Annotated in this window: 4 protein-coding genes; 2 read left to right on the top strand and 2 right to left on the bottom strand. The window is 45.7% G+C overall.

Annotated features, from left to right (window positions below; genetic code table 11):
* Nucleotides 1-225: 225 nt before the first annotated feature.
* Entirely contained in the window at nt 226-1,521 is a 1,296-nt protein-coding gene (locus tag PX482_RS25520; protein ID WP_288123196.1) for a Glu/Leu/Phe/Val family dehydrogenase, read from the bottom strand.
* On the opposite strand from PX482_RS25520, the gene PX482_RS25515 reads away from it, so the two are divergent.
* Nucleotides 1,520-1,825, top strand: coding sequence for a hypothetical protein (locus tag PX482_RS25515; RefSeq protein ID WP_196219867.1), 306 nt, complete (start codon nt 1,520-1,522; stop codon nt 1,823-1,825). The two genes, PX482_RS25520 and PX482_RS25515, sit on opposite strands and share 2 nt — an antisense overlap.
* On the opposite strand, the gene PX482_RS25510 is transcribed toward PX482_RS25515, so the two are convergent.
* Nucleotides 1,811-1,972 carry a CAB/ELIP/HLIP family chlorophyll-binding protein gene (locus tag PX482_RS25510; RefSeq protein ID WP_487353236.1) on the bottom strand — a complete coding sequence of 54 codons (162 nt, stop codon included), beginning with the start codon at nt 1,970-1,972 and terminating at the stop codon, nt 1,811-1,813. The two genes, PX482_RS25515 and PX482_RS25510, sit on opposite strands and share 15 nt — an antisense overlap.
* Before the next feature lie 258 nt (nt 1,973-2,230).
* On the opposite strand from PX482_RS25510, the gene PX482_RS25505 reads away from it, so the two are divergent.
* Entirely contained in the window at nt 2,231-3,793 is a 1,563-nt protein-coding gene (locus PX482_RS25505; protein WP_004163193.1) for a B12-binding domain-containing radical SAM protein, read from the top strand.
* The last annotated feature ends 537 nt before the right edge of the window (nt 3,794-4,330 follow it).

Genomic DNA, 4,330 nt, shown 5'->3' with positions numbered 1-4,330 from the left:
TCCCCCTGATCACTCCCATATCTGGTACTTTTTGAGGGGAAAAAAGTCCAAAAGTCTTATCCAACAAGGTTTTTAGATTTATTCAGCAAGCCCTATTTAGGGTTTGCGGCAAAAAGTTTTTCCTGGGGAAGTGGGGAAGTGGGGAAGTTGTCTCATCACCCTATCACCCCAAAACCCTATCACCCTATTTATTTCCTGACGACCGACGACCGACTCCTGACGACCTTAAGCTCCCGTCTTATTTTGATAATAATCGCGGGTTCCCTTGGCATCTAGGGCTTCTCCGAGACGAGCAATCGCCTGGGCGTAGGCGGCGTTACGCAGAGATATATCGAACTCCTGGGCGAAAGACCAGACTTTTTCCGCTTCTGTCACCATTCTTTCTTTTAAGCGCTCATTGATCTCGTTTAATCGCCAATAAAGACCGCTGCGATTTTGCACCCATTCAAAATAACTCACCGTTACCCCACCGGCGTTAACCAGAATATCGGGGAAAACGAGAATCCCTTTTGAGTCTAAAATGCGATCGGCTTCTGAGGTAGTCGGACCGTTGGCCACTTCAAAGATATATTTTGCCCGCACGCGATCGGCATTTTCGGCGGTAATTTGGTTTTCGAGGGCAGCCGGAATCAAAACATCCACATCTAGGGCTAATAATTGTTCATTAGTAATCGCCTCGTGTTCTACGATATTACACACGGTACCCTCACAGTAAATAGCAGTAATGCCGCGATGTTCCTGTTTATACTCACGAATGCTGGCAATATCTAGGCCTTTTTCCCGATAAATGCCGCCCTGGGAATCACTTACCGCCACCACTTGATAACCGGCTTTGGCGAGGAGATCCGCCACTACGGCCCCGGCGTTACCGAATCCCTGAACGGCTACGGTAGTATTAGCCGGTTTTTTGTCTAATTTCGGCAAAAGAGAATGAATAACATGAAAAGCTCCTGTTCCCGTCGCCGTATCGCGGCCACGACTGCCTCCCATGGTTAAAGGTTTCCCCGTCACCACCGCCGGACTAATTTTACGCTGAATGATGCTGTACTGGTCCATCATCCAACCCATGATCATCTCGTTGGTATAGACATCGGGGGCAAGAATATCGACATCGGGACCAATAAAGTCGGCTATACCCTCGATATAGCCCCGGCTAAGACGTTCTAACTCGGCTTTTGACAATTCTTTCGGATTGAGGGTAATGCCGCCCTTAGCCCCACCAAAGGGCAAATCCAGCAGGGCGCATTTAAAGGTCATCCAAAAGGCCAAGGACTGCACCTCATCAATGCTGACGTTGGGATGATAGCGCACCCCTCCTTTGCCGGGGCCGCGGGTGTCATCGTAGCGGACGCGGTAGCCTTGGAAGATTCTTAAAGTGCCGTTGTCCATACGGACGGGTATGGAGACGCTGAGACTAGCTTTGGGATATTTTAACCGCTCGATCGCATCATCGGAAATGGAGACATACTTAAGGGCGCGTTCTAGGCGACTGCTGGCATCGGTAAAGAGTGATTTCGACATGATTTTTTTCCCCCTATCTATCCCCATTAGAACACGAAAAAACAGTATATTTCGCTACAGTTTATTTTTCTTAATTAACCATAGACAGGAATTGCCGACAAGTGTTCTCAAACAAGGTTACTTGAGAGATTTTCCAGTACATCATCTACCCCACACCCCACACCCCACTTCCCTATCACCCCACTCCCCCATCCCCAACCTGCAACTAAAAAAGGGAAAGAGCGATGCTCCTCCCTTTTTTGATAATTTATTCAAGACGATTGTAGATGCACAGCAATCGAGGCTGAAATTACATCAAGCCTAATTGAGCAAGGATACCTTTGTGGGTTAAGTATTCCGTAGCTACGCCAATGACGAAACCGAGCATGGCTAAACGACCATTCCAGTTTTCAGCGAAAGCGGTGAAGCCGAGTTTGTTTTCTTGCTTATCCATGGTGAATTGCCTTCCTATAATAAAATTGCATTTGATTCAAGTGCTTGATATTAAATGTAACATAACTTCCCAAACTATGCAACATTTGTTTACATAAATTTTATTAATGTTGACCATAAACTTTTATGGGGGCAGGGTCAAGGGTGGGCAATGGCGGCCGAAAATCAAACCTGATCTTAGTTCTAGGGCTAAATAACGGTTTTCCCATCCCTGACCGAAAAAGATTACAATCAAGCGAAAGGTCAAGAATCGATCGCCATCGAGCGAGGAGTGAATATGCGCGCCTTACTGATTTATCCCGTTTTTCCGCCGACTTTCTGGTCTTATAACAAAATTCTGGAATTAGTTGATCGCAAAGTCTTACTTCCTCCCCTGGGTATGGTGACGGTGGCGGCGATTTTACCGCAGCAATGGGAATTTAAACTGGTTGATCGCAATATTCGGGCGGTGACAGAAGCAGAATGGGATTGGGCCGAAATAGTGATTCTTTCGGGCATGATTGTGCAACGTCAAGATTTAATCGAGCAAATTCACGAAGCCAAGCAACGGGGTAAACTGGTGGCTGTGGGTGGTCCCTATCCCACTTCTATCCCCCACGAAGTGGCCGAGGCTGATTTTCTGATCCTCGATGAGGGAGAAATCACCATCCCGATGTTTGTGGAAGCATTGGCAAGAGGAGAAACTAAAGGTGTTTTCCGCACCACAGAAAAACCCGATGTGACAATTACCCCGATCCCACGCTACGATCTGCTCGATTTTGAAGCTTATGATTCCATGTCGGTACAATTCTCGCGCGGATGTCCCTTCCAGTGCGAATTTTGCGATATTATCGTTCTCTACGGTCGTAAACCCCGCACCAAAACCCCCGCACAATTATTAAAAGAATTAGATTATCTCTACGAGTTAGGTTGGCGCCGGGGCGTGTTCATGGTGGATGATAATTTTATTGGCAACAAGCGCAACGTTAAATTACTCCTCAAAGAATTAAAAGTTTGGCAAGAAGAACACCAGTATCCTTTCCGGTTTAACACGGAAGCATCGGTAGATTTAGCCGCCGATCCCGAATTAATGGAAATGATGGTTGATTGTTACTTTGATGCCGTCTTTTTAGGTATTGAAACCCCCGACGAAGAAAGTTTACAATTAACCAAAAAATTCCAAAATACCCGTAGTTCGTTAACCGAGACGGTAGAAAAGATTATTAAAGCCGGATTGCGCCCTATGGCGGGATTTATCATCGGTTTTGATGGCGAGAAAAAAGGAGCGGCCGATCGCATCATTAATTTTGTCGAAGAAGCGGCCATTCCCACGGCTCTATTTGGAATGTTACAAGCTTTACCCAATACCGCCCTATGGACTCGCTTGGAAAAAGAAGGACGACTACGATTAACGGGGAAACAGGACATTAACCAAAGTACCCTGATGAATTTCGTTCCCACTCGGCCGATCGAAGATATTGCCACGGAATATATTGAAGCCTTCTGGAAATTGTACGATCCGGAGGTATTTCTTGATCGCACCTATCGCTGTTTCCTGAAATTAGGCGCACCTAAAGCGAAACCAGCCTTTAAACTGCCTCGCCGGGCCGATCTCTATGCCCTAGCGGTAATTATCTGGCGACAGGGCTTTAAACGTTCCACTCGCTGGAAATTCTGGCAGAATTTATTCGGTATTTTGCGCCATAATCCCGCCAATGCCGAACACTATATCACTGTCTGCGCCCACAACGAGCATTTCCTGGAATACCGTCAGATTGTTCGGGATGAAATTATGGCACAATTAGCCGAATTTCAACGCCAAGAGGCATTAACATCGGAAAAAACCGCCATAGCGGCCTAATTAGGGTATGCTGAAAAAGTTTTTCCTGGGGGCAGGGTGTGGGGTGTGGGGTGTGGGGTGTGGGGTTTTACCGGTTTTGAGGGGGCCAATTACCTAATTTTCAGGAAAAAAGTCCCGGAATTTTCCCCCTGATCACTCCCATGCCCAGTACTTTTTGATTGACAAAAAGTCTAAAAGTCTTACCCAACAAGGTTTTTAGATTTATTCAGCAGCTCCTAATTATTCCGAGGATGGGTTATTTACCCATCCTGAACATTTTCTGTCCTGATGGTGGACGATCGATAAATCAATACTATTCCTATTTTCCGGTTAAAAATTCCCTCAATCTCTGCCAAAGCAATTCAGTATAATTTCTTAATTTTCTAGATATAACTACATTTTTTCCCTAAAATGTTAGGCTCTTCGTTACTTGTTATGGTTCGATAGGGGGGCATAAATCGACTAAATCCTTATCTGGCAAGAGACTTAATTGATTAGTTCGCTCTAGATAAAAACAATTGACAAAAATCGCTAAATGCCTTTCTCTATAAGGGTTCC

It is taken from the genome of Microcystis sp. M53602_WE12, from assembly GCF_030065455.1.
Taxonomy (GTDB): domain Bacteria; phylum Cyanobacteriota; class Cyanobacteriia; order Cyanobacteriales; family Microcystaceae; genus Microcystis; species Microcystis aeruginosa.
The sequence above is the reverse complement of the archived record's forward strand: the minus strand, read 5'-3'. Positions and strand labels throughout refer to the sequence as shown.